The sequence below is a fragment of the Catenulispora pinisilvae genome (genome assembly GCF_015356865.1).
Lineage (GTDB): Bacteria > Actinomycetota > Actinomycetes > Streptomycetales > Catenulisporaceae > Catenulispora > Catenulispora pinisilvae.
This window is the reverse complement of the sequence record NZ_JAAFZA010000027.1, coordinates 36,541-53,099: the sequence shown is the minus strand read 5'-3', so window position 1 is coordinate 53,099 and position 16,559 is coordinate 36,541. Positions and strand designations below refer to the sequence as shown.

General features: G+C 67.1%; 20 protein-coding genes. 9 read left to right on the top strand and 11 right to left on the bottom strand.

Features of this window, described 5'->3' with window-relative positions; translation table 11 throughout:
* Window positions 1-3: 3 nt before the first annotated feature.
* The 7 genes from IZR01_RS10305 (at window position 4) to IZR01_RS10275 (ending at window position 5,114) form a co-directional block, all read left to right on the top strand.
* A complete protein-coding gene (locus tag IZR01_RS10305) occupies window positions 4-231 on the top strand; it encodes a hypothetical protein (RefSeq protein WP_194891974.1) in 228 nt (75 codons plus the stop codon).
* 89 nt (window positions 232-320) lie between these two features.
* Window positions 321-674, top strand: coding sequence for a TadE/TadG family type IV pilus assembly protein (locus tag IZR01_RS10300; RefSeq protein WP_194891975.1), 354 nt, complete (start codon window positions 321-323; stop codon window positions 672-674).
* Window positions 671-1,096 (top strand): TadE/TadG family type IV pilus assembly protein, encoded by a 426-nt coding sequence (locus tag IZR01_RS10295; RefSeq protein ID WP_194891976.1) that lies wholly within the window; start codon window positions 671-673, stop codon window positions 1,094-1,096. Before IZR01_RS10300 ends, IZR01_RS10295 begins: the two co-directional genes overlap by 4 nt.
* Window positions 1,097-1,122: 26 nt before the next feature.
* Complete coding sequence (locus IZR01_RS10290) at window positions 1,123-1,527, top strand: TadE/TadG family type IV pilus assembly protein (RefSeq protein WP_194891977.1); 405 nt, start codon at window positions 1,123-1,125, stop codon at window positions 1,525-1,527.
* Window positions 1,528-1,566: 39 nt separating this feature from the next.
* Window positions 1,567-2,937, top strand: a complete 1,371-nt coding sequence (locus IZR01_RS10285) for a LysM peptidoglycan-binding domain-containing protein (protein ID WP_194891978.1) — start codon at window positions 1,567-1,569, stop codon at window positions 2,935-2,937.
* Between the two features lie 200 nt (window positions 2,938-3,137).
* Complete coding sequence (locus IZR01_RS10280) at window positions 3,138-4,196, top strand: AfsR/SARP family transcriptional regulator (protein ID WP_194891979.1); 1,059 nt, start codon at window positions 3,138-3,140, stop codon at window positions 4,194-4,196.
* Window positions 4,197-4,634: 438 nt separating this feature from the next.
* The gene (locus tag IZR01_RS10275) at window positions 4,635-5,114 is read left to right on the top strand and encodes a hypothetical protein (protein WP_194891980.1); all 480 of its coding nucleotides are present in this window, start codon (window positions 4,635-4,637) and stop codon (window positions 5,112-5,114) included.
* A gap of 152 nt (window positions 5,115-5,266) precedes the next feature.
* On the opposite strand, the gene IZR01_RS10270 is transcribed toward IZR01_RS10275, so the two are convergent.
* The 9 genes from IZR01_RS10270 to IZR01_RS10230 form a co-directional block, all read right to left on the bottom strand.
* Window positions 5,267-6,166 carry a hypothetical protein gene (locus IZR01_RS10270; RefSeq protein ID WP_194891981.1) on the bottom strand — a complete coding sequence of 300 codons (900 nt, stop codon included), beginning with the start codon at window positions 6,164-6,166 and terminating at the stop codon, window positions 5,267-5,269.
* The gene (locus IZR01_RS52255) at window positions 6,153-6,845 is read right to left on the bottom strand and encodes a DUF6262 family protein (RefSeq protein WP_194891982.1); all 693 of its coding nucleotides are present in this window, start codon (window positions 6,843-6,845) and stop codon (window positions 6,153-6,155) included. The genes IZR01_RS10270 and IZR01_RS52255 overlap by 14 nt, the downstream gene beginning before the upstream one ends.
* The gene (locus IZR01_RS53110; protein ID WP_323746120.1) at window positions 6,842-9,166 is read right to left on the bottom strand and encodes a tyrosine-type recombinase/integrase; all 2,325 of its coding nucleotides are present in this window, start codon (window positions 9,164-9,166) and stop codon (window positions 6,842-6,844) included. The genes IZR01_RS52255 and IZR01_RS53110 overlap by 4 nt, the downstream gene beginning before the upstream one ends.
* 201 nt (window positions 9,167-9,367) lie before the next feature.
* Window positions 9,368-10,375 (bottom strand): tyrosine-type recombinase/integrase, encoded by a 1,008-nt coding sequence (locus IZR01_RS10255; protein ID WP_323746121.1) that lies wholly within the window; start codon window positions 10,373-10,375, stop codon window positions 9,368-9,370.
* A 171-nt stretch (window positions 10,376-10,546) separates the two neighbouring features.
* Window positions 10,547-11,260: a hypothetical protein gene (locus tag IZR01_RS10250; RefSeq protein WP_194891984.1), complete on the bottom strand. Its 714-nt coding sequence runs from the start codon at window positions 11,258-11,260 to the stop codon at window positions 10,547-10,549.
* Window positions 11,257-12,072 carry a phosphotransferase gene (locus tag IZR01_RS10245; protein ID WP_194891985.1) on the bottom strand — a complete coding sequence of 272 codons (816 nt, stop codon included), beginning with the start codon at window positions 12,070-12,072 and terminating at the stop codon, window positions 11,257-11,259. The genes IZR01_RS10250 and IZR01_RS10245 overlap by 4 nt, the downstream gene beginning before the upstream one ends.
* A gap of 67 nt (window positions 12,073-12,139) precedes the next feature.
* A complete protein-coding gene (locus IZR01_RS10240; RefSeq protein ID WP_194891986.1) occupies window positions 12,140-12,310 on the bottom strand; it encodes a hypothetical protein in 171 nt (56 codons plus the stop codon).
* Window positions 12,307-13,422: a radical SAM protein gene (locus tag IZR01_RS10235; protein ID WP_194891987.1), complete on the bottom strand. Its 1,116-nt coding sequence runs from the start codon at window positions 13,420-13,422 to the stop codon at window positions 12,307-12,309. Before IZR01_RS10235 ends, IZR01_RS10240 begins: the two co-directional genes overlap by 4 nt.
* The gene (locus IZR01_RS10230; protein ID WP_194891988.1) at window positions 13,410-13,586 is read right to left on the bottom strand and encodes a hypothetical protein; all 177 of its coding nucleotides are present in this window, start codon (window positions 13,584-13,586) and stop codon (window positions 13,410-13,412) included. Before IZR01_RS10230 ends, IZR01_RS10235 begins: the two co-directional genes overlap by 13 nt.
* A gap of 269 nt (window positions 13,587-13,855) precedes the next feature.
* Here IZR01_RS10230 and IZR01_RS10225 point away from each other — a divergent pair, with 269 nt between their 5' ends.
* Window positions 13,856-14,668: a DUF5919 domain-containing protein gene (locus tag IZR01_RS10225; RefSeq protein WP_194891989.1), complete on the top strand. Its 813-nt coding sequence runs from the start codon at window positions 13,856-13,858 to the stop codon at window positions 14,666-14,668.
* Window positions 14,665-15,264 (top strand): NUDIX hydrolase, encoded by a 600-nt coding sequence (locus IZR01_RS10220; protein ID WP_323746122.1) that lies wholly within the window; start codon window positions 14,665-14,667, stop codon window positions 15,262-15,264. Before IZR01_RS10225 ends, IZR01_RS10220 begins: the two co-directional genes overlap by 4 nt.
* A 35-nt stretch (window positions 15,265-15,299) precedes the next feature.
* Here the strand turns inward: IZR01_RS10220 and IZR01_RS10215 are convergent, their stop codons facing one another.
* Together IZR01_RS10215 and IZR01_RS10210 are read right to left on the bottom strand one after the other, a co-directional pair.
* Complete coding sequence (locus IZR01_RS10215) at window positions 15,300-15,947, bottom strand: helix-turn-helix transcriptional regulator (RefSeq protein ID WP_194891990.1); 648 nt, start codon at window positions 15,945-15,947, stop codon at window positions 15,300-15,302.
* On the bottom strand, window positions 15,944-16,396 hold the full coding sequence (locus IZR01_RS10210) for an ATP-binding protein (RefSeq protein ID WP_323746123.1): 453 nt from the start codon (window positions 16,394-16,396) through the stop codon (window positions 15,944-15,946). The genes IZR01_RS10215 and IZR01_RS10210 overlap by 4 nt, the downstream gene beginning before the upstream one ends.
* Between the last annotated feature and the right edge of the window lie 163 nt (window positions 16,397-16,559).

Genomic DNA, 16,559 nt, shown 5'->3' with positions numbered 1-16,559 from the left:
ATCATGTACTACCTTGGCGCCCTCTACACCGTCCGCACTGCCGCCGGCCGCGAGTGGCTGCATCGCCAGCTCACCGCGCCAGATCGCGACCAGGGCAACATCCCGGAGGGCGTTATCTGGATGGCCGGACTCGCCTTGCTCGCGATCATCGTGGTCGGCGTCATCTCCGCCAAGGTCATCGGCAAGGCCAACAGCATCAACCTCGACGGCAACGCTGCCACGAACCCGTGACCACGGCCAATCGCCGCGGTGAGCCACGCGTGCCGTCGCCAGGCCGGCGGCGGCACGCGTGTACCTGCCGGGACGCAGGATCGGCCAGCGTGCAGTACGCGATCACGCTGCCCGCCTACATGGCGTTGTTGATGTTGATCGTGCAGGCAGCGATCTACTTTCATGCCGAGCACATCACGGCCGCCGCAGCTGCCGAAGCGGTGACCACCGCGGGAGTCGACGGCGGAACCGAGGACAACGGACGGGACGAGGCGACTCGCATCCTGTCAGCCACTGCATCGGGGTTCCTACTGAATCCGGCCGTCGAGGTTTCTCGCGACCAGGACCTGGCCACCGTGCGGATCAGCGGCCGAGTGGTTTCGCTGCTGCCGTTTATCCACCTGACGGCGTCTTCGGTAGCTCACGGGCCGGTTGAGCGACTGACCGCCGGAGATGCGCGATGAGCCGGTGCCAGACAGGCCGAGACGGCTCAGATCGTGGCAGCGCCCCCGTCGAGCTCGCGATCATCGCACCGATTCTGATGATCATCAGCGAGCTGGTGATCGGGTTCGGCCGAGTCGAGCAGGCCAACCTCTCTGCCACCGGTACCGCAGCGGCCGCCGCACGCGCCGCATCCCTGGCCCGCACCCCGGCTACGGCCGAGGCCGCTGCCCGCACGATGGCGCAGGCCGACCGCGGCTCCTGCCCGAGCCCCGAGGTCACGGTGGACACCGCCGCCTTCCACCCCGGCGGGCTGGTCAAAGTCACCGTGACGTGTCGGCCGAGCCTGGCCGAACTCACTTCGATCGGACTTCCCGGCCACGTTCACCTCACGTCGACCATGGCCTCCGGTATCGACCAGTGGCGTGAGGTGGACGCCGGATGACAAGGCACGGCAGGTGGAGACGTAGGTTGCGCCACGACGACGGCTCACTAACGCTGTTCACCACCATCGTGCTGGGCATGCTGATGCTGTTCGCCGCCGTCAGCCTCGACCTCGGCGCCGCCCTGGATGCGAAAGTCCGCGCCTTGCACGCCGCCTCCGAGGCCGCACGCATGGGCGCGCAGCAACTCGACCTCCCCGCACTGCACACCGGGCAGGTACGCGTACTGAACCCTGACCAGGCGAAGGCCGCCGCGCAAAGGTTCCTGACCTCAACCGGGGCCACCGGCACCGTTACTGCGACCACCAACTCGGTGACGGTGTACGCGACCGCCCGGCAGCACACCTGGATCCTGCCGATCGTCGGCATCGACTCCATCGCGATGACCGCCGACGCGACCGCCAGCCCAGAGACGGCTACGTCTGTTCCGTAGCTCACAAGCCAGGGGGTGAAGAAGAGGAGACAACCGGTCGTGAACACGCTGCGCGCCACCAGCCGGGCCATCAGGGCCCTGCTGCTGCTCGCTCTTCTGGCCGCCGTGATCGCCGGACTACCGTGGGGGCTGTGGCACTTCTTCGGTCCGCCCGTGCCCAGTCGCGTGCCCGACTACGGTGACGTCAAGGCCTGGCTGGACCAGGCCAGAATGCACCCTGACCAGGCGGCCATCCAGGTCCTGGACATCGCAGCCTGGGGCTACTGGGCTCTGTTCTCCGTCCAGATCGCGATCCAACTGCCCGGTGTCACCGCCGACACGATCCGGGCTCTGCGGACGCAGGCCCCGCTCCCGACGGCTGCCCACGCGAACGTCGCGGGCCGGCTGCTGGCCACCGTCGCGATCAGCATCCTCGCCACCCGCGGCACCATCACCGCAGCCTCCGCCGCGGCCGGTGACAGCAGCCCTATCCCGGCCACACCCGGCACCGCCGCAACGGCGACGACGAATGTGGCAGTCCATGTCGTCATCGACGGTGACAGCCTGTGGGACATCGCCAAGCAACGCCTCGGGGACCCGCATCGCTGGAGGGAGATCTACGAGCTCAACCGGTATCGCACGCAGCCCGACGGCGACGTGCTCACGGACCCCAACGTCATCCGGCCGGGATGGATCCTCAACCTCCCCTCCGATGGCACACCGGCCGCCGGGACCTCGAACACGCCCTCCCCCGCAGTGTCCACGCTGCCGGCCCAGGCCCTGCCGCAGATCCAGATTCCCACCCCTCCGCAGCTCCGGCAGGCAGCGTCCACTTCACCGAGCACCGCGGCACCGAGTCCTTCCTCCACGCCGAACGCGCCAGAGCATCAGGCCCCGTCGATGGTGCGTCGCCCCGTAGCGGTTCACCTGCCGACAGGCGGCTACGTCAGCCTCACTCTCGGCGCGGGCCTGGCCGCCGCCCTGGCCGCCGCCTCCATCCGGTCCCGCATCAATGCTCGTCGGCGCACCCCTGGCGAACCCCGCCAAAAGATCGAGCGCCCTGGCGAGCCGGAGGCAACCCTCCTACAGGCCGCGGCAACGCTCAGCTACGGTCGCGACACCGACCCATACATCGACAAACCCACTGAAGGCGTCCCACCGGTTCCACGCGCCCTGACTCCATTGCGCGCCCCGATCGCGGTCTACATCGGCAACCGCCACGGCCACCCGATCCCGCTCCAGCCAGTGGCCGCCGGGGGCATCGGGCTCGTCGGCGACGGCACCCACGACGCAGCCCGCGCCGTCCTCGCATCTGCCCTGTCCGCCGGCGGCTTCCTGGCCGGCTCAGCCGTCTACCAGGTCCTCACCACCACTGACGACCTGCGCACCTCACCGGCGCCGAACTCACCGGCCGCGTCAACGACCGACTGATCGCCTACGCCACCCTCGACGAAGCCTTGACCGCGACCGCGGCATCAAGCGCCCACCCCGCCGAGCAGCGGCCACTGCTCCTAGCCACCGCCAACACCGCCACGGTGTTGAACGGGGCGATTAGCGGTGATGTCGAAGCCGTCCTTCTCGGCTGCCCGGACGCGGCCACCGTCGCCGAGATCGAAGCGGACGGCACGATCGTGGCCAGCGGCGCGGCCGCGCCGATCCTCGACGGCGCGCAGGCCTACCGACTCAGCAAGGATGAAGCCAGAGCGCTCATGGAGCGGCTTCTGGCCGCAGCACCGACGGCCGAACCCGAACTCGTCACCACCCCCGATGCCCCCACACAGACCCAGCATCCAGCTGCCACCCCGCCTCCTGAAAACATGGCAGCCGATCCACCGATCCCTCCCCAGGCCTCCGGCGCCTCCCCAGCCGCACCGGAGGCCGCCTTGACCATCAACATCCTGGGGCCGCTGCAGGTGAAGGCAGCAGACCGTGACGTCACCGCACTCTTTCGCCCGCTGACCGCCGCGATCCTCATCCAACTCGCGCTCAACCCGCGCGGAATCACCCGCACCGCCCTAGCCGCCGACCTCTGGCCCGAGCTCGACCCCAACACCCGCGCCAAGCGCTTCAAGGCGACTCTGTCGCACGTCCGCACCGCTCTCGCCGAGGCCCACGGCACCAAAGCCGATCACATCCACGAAGCCCGGCCCGCCAGACTCCTGACCTTCGACCCAGAGCTGATCGCCGTCGACGGCTGGCACTTCGACCAGCTCCTCGACACCGCCGGATCCACCGTCGGCCGACAGCGACCCGAGCACGCGACCGCCTTGCTGGAAGCGATCGAGCTGCACCGTGGAGCGATCGCTCACGGGCATGAACACACCGATCCCAAGCGCGCCATCGACGAGGCGTGGCTGGCCCCGCACCGCGAGGCGTGCTTCCACAAGCTCATCGACGCGCACACCGATGCCGCCATGCTCCTACGCGCCACAGACCCCGACCGCGCTGTCAACCTGCTGGAACGCGCAGCCGAACTCGAGCCATGGAACTACGCACTGTCCGAACAGATCATCGAGCTCCACATCGGACAAGGCCAACATCATGCTGCGGCGCGTCGCCTGGGCATCCTCACCGACCACCTGGCCCACCTCGGCATGCGGCCGAGTCCTAATGTCGTCGCGTTAGTAGAGTCAGCTGCGGCCGGGCCACAGCACCACAGAGGCGCTAATCCCCCGGCCCGTGGAAGGTAGCGGACCCCACTTCTCAAAGCTCTTCGACGATACGTGCCGCCTCGGTCCTGGCCCGGACATGGGCAGAGGCGTAGGTCTGCCCCCACGCGACGATCTGCGCACATCGCCACAAGGCCATGATCCTGCCGGTCCCCGATTCAAGGTCGGACCTGAACCTCCGCTCGACCTTGGCCGCCACCGACGCGCTTCCGAGCGAGTTCGCCCACAGATTCGCCGCGTCCAGGCCACGGGGCGCCCGGCTTATCTCGACTCGTATCGCGTTTGTGCAGGTCATTGGCATGTCCTTGTGTGAGCCACGTTAGTCACGAGTCGCTGTGGGTCAGGCCACCAGGCCGAGCCTGGCCGACGCCAAGACGGTCGGCCGTATTATCGCGGGGAACCGCTTGGAGGCATATTTACCCTCGGGTTTGGGGCTCAGCTGGACTAGCGTTGGCGGCCATGGTGAGTGTGCTGTCCGTAAGGCGATCGAAAGCCGATCCTGTCCTCGATGACTGGTACCTCGACGACGTTCCTCTGGCGCGCTGGCTGTCCTGGTTCGAGTGCCAGGGCCCGACGCCCCGCAGCGGCGGCGTGCTCATCGCCTGTTCCGCCGACGACGTCCGCGCGTTGTTGGGTCGCCCCACAGCCGTCAATACGCCCTACTGGCGCAAGGCCCGGAAGTCGGAACCGCACGACCTGCCGTCGGGCCGGGCACCGTTGTATGTGTGCTCCCGGTGCGGTGACCTCGGCTGCAGTGTCTTCTCAGTCCGAGTCGCCTACGACAAGACCTCCGACCCGGCGATCGTCACCTGGACCGACTTCGCCTGGGAGTCCGATGGCGAGCCGCGACTCGAGCCGTCGCCGGACTTCGCCGCGTTGCCGCCGATCGAGTTCGACCTCGTCCACTACGAGAACGTGATGCGCCAGCTGCTGTGCTGATGGAACCGCAAGGTATCCAACACCCGATGGTGAGCTGCCCGTAGTGGTCCGATAGGTACCGCGCTGGCCCGTCTGCCATCCCGCGTGTTGACCTTACCGCCCAGGCCACGTTCGAACTTATTGGCTCCGCGTGGAATAACCGCGATCTTGTTTCATCCAGACTGCCCGGCCTGTGAGGCTCGTGGCCGATCGCGGAGGTGCTCGATGAGGCGGGCGGCTTCGTGCTTCGCGGGTTGGAGCAGTGGGCTTGTGTCGTCGACGCCGACTGCGATGATCTGGCTGCAGTAGAACAGGGCCATGAGACGTCCGGTCCGGCTGTCGAGGTCGGCGCGACGGTGGCGGTGGATTTGGTCGGCGAGCCCGGGGACGGCCAGCGAGCTGGCCCAGATCTTGGCCGAGTCGGTCCCGCGCGGACATGTGCCCCAGTCCTCCCAATCGAGCAGGAAGCAGGTCGGGCTGGTCAGGTTGGCCCAGCCCAGGTCTGCGTGCGCGGTGGTCCACTCGCCGATGGTCGTGTCGATGCGGCCAGGGAATACGTTCTCGATTGTCGAGGTCAGACGCTGTTGGGTCATCGGCTCGGTGTCGATGGTGGCTCGCCGGACCGTGCGGTGAGCGGCAAGCGCGTCGAGGGAACGGTCGAACACCGCCCACCAGTCCGGCGACAACTGCGGGTCGGTGATCAGGGTCCCGCCGCCTTTGATTGGGGCGTCGGTGACCAGGTCCGTCTCGTCGGCTCGCCACATGACTTGACGTGCGGTGTCGAGCCAGGAGAATCCGGCGTGCCAGGTGGGCTTGGCCACACCGTGAAGGACGTGCGAGGCCTCGACGCCCCATCCTTGCCCGTCCAGCTTCTCCGGGCCGCGCAGCTCGATCCTGATCCAGGTTCCGCGGTCGGTGCCCGCGCCGAGGGAGCGGCGTTTGCGGACCTGGCCGTCCGGGTCGAGGCGGACCTGCAGCGCCTTCTCGACGCGGTCGAGTGCGTCGTCGATGTCGGTGCGGCGCAGGTCGTAGCGCTGGGAGGCGGGCTGCGTCGGGGCTTCAGTATTCGTCATCGTCGGTCTCCTGATCGGCCGGTCGCAGGTGGGTGGGAAGAGCGATCACGTCGTGGTGTCCGGGTGCTGGGCCGGGCCCGGCGTCCGGGGTTGCCCGCGGCTGGTTTTCCAGCGTCGTGCGGTTGACCTCGCGCATGACGGATCGCAGGCTGGTGCGGGCGGCGGCCAGGTCGGCTTCCAGTTCTGCAACACGATCGGTCAGCTGGGCGTTGTGCGCTCGGGCTTCCGCCTCGGAGCGCTCCAGGACCCGGGCCTGTTCGGTCAACTCGGTGATGCGCTCAGTCAGGTGGCGGTTGCTGACCTGGTCCAGTTGTTGGCCGAGGTTCGCCCGCAGGGCGTTTCGCAGCCGGTCGCGTTCGGCGCGCAGTTCGGCGACCTCGGCGCGGGTCGTGGCCAGCTCCGTGCGCAGGCTCGCCGAGCTGGCCTGGCGGCCGTCGCGTTGTGCCGCAGCGGGCTGGTGGGCTTGGCGGGCGATGGCGGTCTGGACGTGCTCGCGGACGCCGTCGGCGTAGACCAGCCAGGTTGAGACTCCGGAGCGTCGGGCGACGGCGGCGAAGCTGATCGGTTCGTCGTCGGCTGCCATGGCGTGCACGGTGTCCAGGACGGTTTGCCGCTTGCGGAGGCTGGTCTCGCGGCGGGAGGCGGCGAGCACTTGGGCCGGGGTGCAGGTCGCGGTCACGACGCACCTCGCGCGATCACGGTCAGCGGCAGCATCGTGCGGTCGCCCCCGGCGCGCAGACGCCTCAGGACCGTCGATGCTTCTTCGACCTCGGCGCGTTCGGCCTCCGGCATGGCCGCCAGGCGTTCGCGCATGCTGGTCGCGACGCCGGCGTAGGCGTCGATCTGGGCGGTGAGGTTCTCGATGACGAAGTGCGCCGCGTCCAGGGCCCGAGCGGTCTCGCGATCGGCTCGCAGGCTGTTGACGTGGTCCTCGATGGCCGGAAGATAGGAAGGATCGGGGCGGTAGTGCCCGCAGCCGGCGCACTGGAAGCGGATCGGGCAGTGGCTGCCGCCGGCTTTGACATTGGACGGCTCGACGCACCCGCCGAACGGGACGGCGACCGAGCGCTGCTGGTAGGCGGTCGGCGAACACGGCTTGACGCTCCCGAGGCGATCGGTGACCTGCTTGCTCAGCGTCTTCACCGCCTCGCGCTTCCGCTTGAGCGTGACCTTGTAGTAGCCGGTCGTCGTGGCCGGGTCGTCGTGGTCCATGAGGTCTTGCAGCACGTCAAGCGGGGTTCCGGCGTCGGCATGTCGCTGGGCGAAGCTGTGCCGGAACGCATAGGGGAAGATCAGGGTCCGGTCGAACGGGACAGGATCGCCGTCGGCGCCGATGGCGTCGCTGTGGATCGCGGGCAGGGAGCTGACCCAGCTGCGCAAGGTCACGCTGAGCACCTTGGTGTCGAGATGATCGAAGGCGCTGGCCCGGCTGATCGCCGGAAACAGGTAGTCGGCGCTGGTCGGCGGCACGGGGATCTGCGCGCGGGTCTTCTGCCACTGCTCGATCGCGGAGACGGTCTCGCGGACGATCGGCAGCCTGCGCCGCATCCGCCGGCCCTTGTGGTTGTTCCAGATCAGCGAGACTTCGTCGCCGTCGAACTCCAAGCAGTTGATCGGCAGGCCCGCGACCTCCCTGGGACGCCGCCCGGAGTCGCGCATGACCACATAGACGCACGCGAACATCTGCTGGACCTGTTCACCGGTGAGGTCGCCGTAGCGGATGCCGGCGCCGATCGTATCCAGGTGCGCGTCCAACTGCGCGATGACCGACTCGGGGATCGCTCGGCCGAGCCCTTCCTCGTTGACCTCCTCACCCAGGATCCGGTGGGAAGGGTGGCGTGCGAAGCTGCCCGGCACGTCGTCCAGCAGACCGGTGAACCGGCCGAAGTCCAGCATCCCGAAGAACACGCTCAGCAAGTCGCCGCGGAAGCTCGCGCTCGACAGCTTTCCGTCACGCTTCCGGTCGTCGGTGATCTCGTCGAACGCGGCCTGCATGTGGCTGAAGTCCAGCTGCTTCAAGTCCATCCCGCCGCCGGGCAGCCGGTTCATCCCCGCCGCGGCCAGCGTCACCACGCGCAGCATCCTGCTGAACGTGTTGCTGTTCGGCCGCACTGCCTCGGTGTTGCGCCGCAGCAGGTCTCGCAGCCACGGCTGCGGGATCGCCGACAGGTCGGCCAGGCCGGGCATGCGCCTCCGGCCGGTCCGGCCGCGGGACTTCAGCCCGGCGGCCCGCAGGTCGATCGAGTTCTCGCTCCACGGGTCCTGGCCGGAGAACTCGACGTAGCCACGCTGCGTCGACCAGGCCACCTGCCGGAAGAAGCAGCCTTCGTTCGTCTGGTCGCTGAACCGCGTGACCAGCTGCTCGTCGCGGATCAGCAGGCTGCGGACGCCGGATGCGGCGACGGCCGCGGCGACCTTCCGCACCGCGCGGGGATCGAGCCGGTGACCCAACTCGTCCCGCTGCTGCAGCCCGTAGGCGATCTCCAGGCGCAGCAGCGGCGACACGCTTATCAGTGAGAACCGCCACGCGCCCAGAACAGGCGCCTGCCGTGCAGCCCAGGCCAACATCCCGGCGCGATCGGTGCGTCGGCCGCCTTCGCGCTGCTCCCACTTCGTCAGGTGGTAGTGACATACCACCACCGCGTCGTGCACCGTCTTGTTCCCGCAGCCGCCGACCGTGCACCCAGCCGGAGCCGGGTAGGGGCTTCCGTCCCGTCCGTGCAACGCCCATTCCAGCGGCAGCGGCGCATCGTGCCCGCTGCGGCGACGTTGATAGAGGTGGTGTGCGTGGGCCTCACATAGCCCTTTAGTGCCGTAGGCGGCCCGGCCGCAGCGAACCCCGTCCCGGACCAGCGCGCAGTCGTCCAAGTCGAACCCGCCGCGAGTCCGCCGCTGTGGCACGTAGGTGCGGTCGAACTCCTCCAGGCTCAGGCCCCGAGGCCTGATGGTCTCGAACGCACGGTGCGCAGCGCCCGCGCCGTGAATACAGCCCGCTGACACACGTCGGCGTGGAGCACTTCCAGACTGAGGTCTGCGGGTTGTCGGAGGCGCCGGTGAACAGCCACCACCGCTCGTCCCACTCACCAGGTCGCCAGCCAGGGTCGACCTTGCTGCGCAACCACAACTGCCAGGCTGGCCAGTCGACCGCGAACGGCGACGGCCCCTCGATGGGGACCGCCAGGATCCCGGCGAGGCTCGAGGTCATCGTCTCACCGCCGCAACCCGCTCCACGGCCTCCCGCTTGCGCTGATCCGAAGGGTGCAAGTAGGGCCGCAGCGACACCGGCGAAGCGTGCCCGAGCAGGTCGGACACAACGTCGTGCGGCACATCGTCGGCGATCCACTCCGTGGCCGCGGTGTGCCGAAGCATGTGCGGGCGAGCGACAATCTGCGCCTGCCTCGCGATCCGGTCGAACTTCTGCTTCGTGTTCGCGTACTTCATCGCCGCACCCAACGGCGCCCGGTAAAGGTTCACGAAGACCATGTCGCACGCAGCGGCCTCCGGCACCTGGTCACGCTGCCACTGGTAGTCGCGGCAGTAGCCGATGACCTCGTCGTTGACCGGCACGACCCGGGACAGGCGTGACTTGGCCAACGCCCCGTTGACGTTGTCCTCGCGGCGCCGGACGTGCAAATGGGGCCCGCGATGGATGCAACCCAACATCGTCGAATCCGGCAGGAAGTGCAGGTCCTCGCGGCGCAGCCCGAGGGCCTCGCCGATCCTCAAGCCGGTCACGCGCATCAGGACGATCAGGAAGCGGTCGCGGGCGTTGCCGGCGATCTCGACCATCGCCGCGACCTGCTCGGGTGTGAAGCACTCGATCCCCGGGTCGTCGGTCCTGAACTTCAGCGTCCGTACCTCGACGTTGCGCAACCGCTTGGTCTCGCCCGCGCTCCAGCCCGACGGCGTGAACCGCAGGACCTTGGGCTGCGACAGGGACGCAACGACCTTCTCACCGACCCAGCCCATCGCCGCGCCGAACCGAAGGAACTCCGTCATCGTGCACAGCACCGCGTCGGCGCTTCCGTCCCGGCGGAACCGGGGCCGCACCTGCGGTCGCTTGCCTCGGGGCGGCAACGGCTCGCTGATCAGCCAATCCCGGAACCGCAGCAGGTTCTCGAACCCGGGAGCGGCCCAGTCGAGCCCGCACTCGGCACACCAGGACAAGTACAACGCCACCCGGCAGGCGTAGATCCGCTCAGTGTTCACCGAACACCCCCTCCCACGCAGACTCTCGAGATACGTACTCGCCTCGCGGTGCAGCCGGTAGGCATCGTCGACGACAACCCAGGCTTCCGAAGCAGCAACCCCTGGAGGGACAGCCCTCTCTGCAATGAACTTCATAGGCCGCTAACGAGCCTGTGAGCTATCAGATACTTACTATGCGGGCTGTAGGGTGACTCCGGGCCTCATGTGCCTCACAGCCTCCGGCCCCGTAGTGATAGCTCTTCCCCAGTCCTCCCAATCAGTGATCCACAGCCGCGGTCCCGTAACGTTGGCCCACCCGAGGTCCGCATGCGCAGTCATCCACTGCCAGCGCTCCGGATGCAAGTCCTCAAGGCCAGGGAACACTCTGCGGATCTCGGCCTCGACGCGCGCGGTAGTGACCGGCTGGCAGTCGGGGGTGGCCAGCCTGCTCGTGTCGGTCGCCGCGAGAGCTTCCAACGACGTGCCCAGATCGTCCCACCACCGCTGCGGCAGGGCATCGGCTTCCTCTAGCCACTCCGCCTTCGTACGTATGGGCTCAGCGCCGCGGATCAGTTCGACCTCATCGACGCGCCATACCGTAGCCGGACGCAGAGGCTCGCCACGCCAGGACGCGCCGCGGAACCACTGTGGCCGCGCCACACCGGTAAGTGCCTCGGCCGCTTCGAACCCCCAGCCCTGGCCAGCGACCGGGCCGGCCATTCGCTCGCTGCCCCGCAGCTCAATCCGGACCCACGAGCCTGCGCTAGTCACTGCCCCGATCGTTCGACGCTTTCGCACCACAGAGTCAGGATCCAGCCGAACATCAAGCATCTGCTCGACTCGGTCCATCACGTCTCGGACATCGTGGTGTCGAAGGTCGTACCTCTGCGCGGCGGGCTCCGTCACGATGCACCCTTACGGTATGACGCCCACTTCTGTGCGGACCGGGCCATGGACACCTTCCACTGCAATGGCTCCGCCTTCGCGATGTCGTCCCACATGCGCGCGGCGGCCGCGGCGAAGACATCGACGGCCCGATCGTCCGCACCAGCCCATCCGTCACACTGCTGCGCCCAGAGTTCCGCGTTCTTCGCCGAATGGCCGGCATCGATGAGTCGGATGAGCAGGCACGCCGGGTCAATGAAGCTCGCGCCTCGCGTCGCCCATGCCCAGTCGATCATCCATGCGCCACCCTCCTCACCGATGAGGATGTTGTGGCCGGCGAAGTCCGTGTGCAGAAGCGAGTCTCCGGACAGCAGGCCGGCGTCATCAACCCCGGCCCACGCGCTCCATCGCTGATCAGCGGCCCGAAGCTCAGGCAAGTCGGGAGCAGTTACGCGGTGCAGGCGGTTCGCGACCTTCACCACGTCATCGAGGTGCGGCGAACCGGGTGCGTAGTCAGCGTGACCCCCGCTGATGTATTCGAAGGCCAGCAGATTCCAGCCCTCGGTTTCCGCAGACCACAACAGCTGCGGCGACACGGCGAGCACGCACTGGTTGATCGCGGCCTCACGCCGCTGGGACGCGAGGGCCGTCCTCGCCTCCAACGGGACCCCCTTGAGGAAGACCCGACCCTCGGCCGTCTCGAGAACTGCGGCGATCTGGGAGTTGAGCCCAGCAGCCACGGTACGTGCGGAGACCACACGACCAGACTTGCACTCGACGGCATCCCGGAGAGTCTGGGGTAAGTCCGACCAGTCGGTGTGAGTCATCGCCACAGAACGGAGCTCCTTGGTGCGGGGGAGGGAGGAGCGGGGCCTCGCTACCGGCCCCGCTGCTCGGACTCTAGTAGGGCTGGTCGTCGCTGTCGGAGCAGGAGCACATCATGTGCTCGCCGAAGTCGCCCATGTCACCGATGATCTCGACGGCGTCGACATCGTCGAAGATGCGAGGCAACTGCTCAGCCTCCTCGTCCCTGACTCGGCGGGTGCTTAGAGCCACCATGACTGTGGTCATACCGATTCCTTCCTTCCGTGTTGGCAATAGCTGGATAGCGGAGCTTTGGCTTGCTGGTAGAGCTTGGCCAGGGGCCGACACACGGTGCAGCTCCCGGAGATCGCGCAGCCCGAACAGCCGCCGGTCCGCACCTGCGCCCGGTCTGCGATGGCTCCGAGCCTGGCCAGTCCTGGCAGCCCTTCGGTGGGGAGGTCGATCTTCACGTCGCGCTCGACCTTGCAGACGGTCGCACGACCGTGCGGATCGACGTGGAAAAAGGTGTGGCCGGCATTGCAGCCGGTGAAAGGCGAGCGCGGTGTGAGCGTGGCGACGTCTTGCGCATCGAGCACCTCGGCGCCGCCATAGATCGTTGGCGACAGATTGCCGTACACGTTGTGCTCGATACCCCACGTCTCGGCCAGTCCGATCATCGCGTCACGCTCGTGGGCGTTGGACCGGGTGAGGACGATGTTCAGCCGCAGAGGCAAGCCAGACTCGAGCGCCGCGGCCATCCCCCTCATGAACAGCCGCCACCCACCGCGACGCCGAACCAGGGCGTCGTAGGCGGCCTCGGACGCACCGTAGATGGACGCGGTGATCCGCCAAGGCGGGTACCGGTCGAAGAGTTCGAGGATGCGCGGCTGGTGCAGTTGGGAGGCGTTGGTCGAGATGTGCAGCATCATCCCGAGCTCAGCGGCGAGAGCGTATGCCCGGATGAAATCCCGGTCGATGGTGGGCTCGCCACCGGTGATCTGGAGGAACAGGACACCGGCGTCACGCATCGTCTTGAGCAGTGTGACCTTGTCCTCCCACAGCAGGCCTTCGAACTTCTTCAGCGCGAGGTAGCAGTGTTCGCAGTCCCAGTTGCAGCCCAGGTTGATCTCCCATGAGGCCCGCCCAAAGCCTCCGTTGGGCACGGGTGAGGGCTCGCGGACCAGGATCGCGTCGCGAAGTTGCGGCTGGTCAATGTCGATACCGAACGCTGTCTTGATCGGGTCGACTAGTTCCGGCGGGCACCGGTCGGCTCTCGCCAGTTCGTTGAACAACGCAGACGGCAGCCGAAGCCCGGGCTTGCCGCCGGGTTTGACGATGAAGTGCCCGCCGAGAAACGGCGCTGCGATCAGCTGGTGCACTGCCCCTCCTTTAAGACGTTCTCGATGAGCTCCCTCGCAAGTTGCGGGTCGCACAGCCATTCGATGTTTCGCCCAACCTCGTAGACCTCTCGGCGGTCCTGGCGAGCGTGATCTTCTTCCTGGTCAGGCTCGGGATCGTGGCGGCGCTGGTCGGCGTTCACCATCCGCCTTTCCTGTACGTGATCGTTCTGCGGAGTGCGGGCCGGGCTCACCAGTGCCTGCGAGCGCACTGGCTGGCCTCGCCTCGCTCCGACCGCGTCATCTCGCCGAAGCGGCCCGGCCCGCGATACGGAGCGTGCCTCAACGCTGTATGGACCGAAGAGGCCATAGCGGTGGTCAACGTGTAGCCATGGCCGTAGCCATTCGCCCTGCGCTTGCCCGATGACCTCGATAAAGGCGGACTCGTGCGTAGCGGTCGCGCTACGCTGAGCTCATGAGTGTCGGTGTGCTGATACAGCAGCAGCGCGACGTGCTGAACCTGACGCTTGAGGAAGTCGCCGATCAGATGATGGCGATCATGAATCGCGACACTCTGACACGGCACGACGTGTGGCGCTGGCAGGAAAACGAAGTCACCCCACGCTACTGGCTGCCAGCGCTGGCGCAGGTACTCCAGATCGACGTCGAAGTACTCCGGACCGCGGCCCGCAGGCAGCGAGCCCCACATACATCTACCTCTAACAATGACGCCGAGGGCGCCAGCGGATCTGACCCTGACGACGGCGACATGGTGACCACCTATGCCGCTCGCGAATTGATCACGCGCGACCAGTGGAACGGCACCATCCAGGTCGCACGTCACACGCTGTGGCTCTACGGGATGGCCGAATACCGCTACGCCTTCGACAACGAAGTCCCCGTCATCCTTAAAGATGCGGCTGGCAGCGGCTGCGAGATCAAGGTTCTACTTCTGGACCCCGCCCTTTCTGGCATCGTTGGCATCGACCGAGACGAGGGAAACCCAGAAGGCGCGCTGGCAACCCGCATCACCGCGTCGCTCGCGCGCTTCCACGCCATGCAGCAGGACTGCGGTACCGCGATGCAGCTACGCATCTACGCCGCTCCCCCGACCACGAGCATCGTCCGGGCCGACGATCACCTGATCGTCACGCCCTACGTCCGGTACCTCGCCGGCCGCAGCTCGCCGACGTTGGAACTGCGCCGCGCCGGCGACGGGGGCATGTTTGACCGCTACATCCGGCATTTCGACAGCGCTTGGAACCGAGCAAGGGATTGGACACAGTGACAGCGAACGACGACACCGCAACCGGCACTGCCCAGCACGGCAGCATGGCGGACGCCGAGCTCTTGAGCACCGAGATCCTGCTCGCCAAGCCCAAGCGGGTCGTACGCGAAGACCTCCGCATGCCCGACGGCAAGGTCATCGACTGGTACTTCATGGACACGCCCGCCAGCGTGATGGTGGTCCCGATTACCGACGACAACCAGCTGGTGTTCGTCCGCCAGTACCGGCACAACCTCAAGACGCACTGCCTGGAGCTACCCGCCGGCGCCGTGTCTGCCGGTGAGGACCCGGCAGATGCGGCGCTTCGCGAGCTGGAAGAGGAGACGGGATACCGCCTGGCCGCCGGGGAGCAACTGGCGCCGCTTGGCCGCTTCTACTCCCTGCCGTCAGAGACGAACAAGTACACCTACTTCTACTCCGCCCGGGTGACCAAGCACCACGAACCCGTTCTGGACAACGAGATCGAGCGCTATTTCGACATGAGTGTCGTGACAATGTCCGTGACGGATGCGTTCAAGCGGATTGGAACGGACATCGACGGCATGGAAACCGTCGGCGCACTCATGCTCGCCAGGCAGCACATCGCAGCCGTCTGAGTCCGTCCCCGACTGGCAAACCGTGTACCGCTTGCTCAGACCAGTCCAGGTTCGCAGACCGGCCGCAGGACGACCGAGCACCCGAGCTTCTGTGCCCAAACAACAAGCGCGATCGGCCGCGGAGGTACACGGAGAAGCTCCCAGCGCTGGATCGAGTCTCGACTCACGCTGACGAGTTGGCCGAGCCCTGCCTGGCTGAGACCTGACGCCCTGCGGCGGTTTCGCAATGGCCAAGCCAGCCGCCGCCGCTCAAAGAACTCCCAACTCTCGCCAGCTCTCGGACGCGATGGTCCTTGCCACAACTCGCCGTCTGGGCTCGAGATCACCAGGCGCTGATCCAGCGCGCGGCACCACTGCATCAAATGCTGGAGTGTGGGCTCCATCTGCCCGGTCTCCCACTCGGAGATCGCTCGACCCCGAACCGGCAGATGGGACGACAGGGCGTTCTGGGTGAGGCCGACTCCCTGCCGCACAGTCCTCAGACCAGCGATAATCTGCCAGAGCGCCAGTTCCGCCTCATCGTCAACATGCAAGGTCGCCGAGGGCTCCGGTGTGTCTGGAGGCACCGGCAGTCGGCTCACGTAAATGACGGAGCTGGCGGCTCCTACTCGATGGGAAGCACCGCATCCAGCGAAGGCCCCAAGGCCTGGGGCCGGTAGTCCGCTCGTTGTCGGAGGGTTCATTTCCGCCCCGTCTCAGCAAGCACGACTGCCCGAGCGCCGATGCCACAGTCATCCGTGACGTTCCCAGGAGGCACCGGGATCTCTGCCCACACGCCGCGGGCATGGCTGTCGCCGAGGACGCCCCAGGCCGACGACAGACTCGCGACCATTACTAGCCCGCGACCGGCCTCGTCCTCGTCGTCATCGACTGTTTGGACTCGTGGCTCACTCGGCCCGCCGGCATCATCGACACGTACGCGCCACCGATTGGTGAAGGCCGCCAGGTGCAAGGTGAAAGTACCGCCGGGCAGACCACTTGCAGTGTGGCGGATAGCATTTGTGGCGAGCTCTGACGCTACGAGCACCACATCATCTGCACCTTGCGCTTCTCCGAGCATGTGCTGGGTCCACGCGCGCGCTTCGTGTACAGATTCCCTGCTGCCCGGGAACGTGACGGAGTAGTAGGGCACGGCTCATTCCTCTGATTGAACGCGAGCCCGAATAGTGGCTTCGAAGCGCCGACGCTGACGCCTGGAGATGTTCCGGCAGTCCCGCCCGTCCGGACAGCCGTAGACGTCCTGGACGATCGACCACTCCTGGTCTAGGACCTCAAACTCTTCGCCTTCACAGACA